The sequence below is a fragment of the Aquicoccus porphyridii genome (genome assembly GCF_008369105.1).
GTDB classification, from domain to species: Bacteria; Pseudomonadota; Alphaproteobacteria; order Rhodobacterales; family Rhodobacteraceae; genus Aquicoccus; species Aquicoccus porphyridii.
Genome location: NZ_VINQ01000238.1, coordinates 1 through 355, shown reverse-complemented (window position 1 = coordinate 355; position 355 = coordinate 1). Strand labels below are relative to the sequence as shown.

The window sequence follows — 355 nt, the reverse complement described above, 5'->3', positions numbered from 1 at the left end:
CGGCGGTGCGCTACGGCTACATCCACCCCGAAGACAACCCCGCGCACTGGGGCGCCGACGTGATCGTCGACCACCCGCGCGAACTCATCGACGTTCTCGACCGCGCGCTCTGCGACTGCTGATCCGCAGCGCCGCCGACAGACAACGACCCGCCGCCAGGCGGGTCATGCATTCAAAGGATTCGACATGTTCCAGTACTCCGCCCGCCCCGACCTGCTGAAAGACCGCGTGATCCTGGTCACCGGCGCCGGCCGCGGCATCGGCGCCGCCGCCGCCAAGACCTTCGCCGCCCACGGCGCCACCGTGCTGCTGCTGGGCAAGACCGAGGAGTACCTGAACGAGGTCTACGACGCCA

Annotated in this window: 1 protein-coding gene; it reads left to right on the top strand. The window is 69.0% G+C overall.

From position 1 onward, the window contains the following. Positions 1–186: 186 nt before the first annotated feature. Positions 187–355: SDR family NAD(P)-dependent oxidoreductase (locus FLO80_RS24330; protein WP_149187183.1), on the top strand; the 169-nt coding region annotated here is incomplete at its 3' end.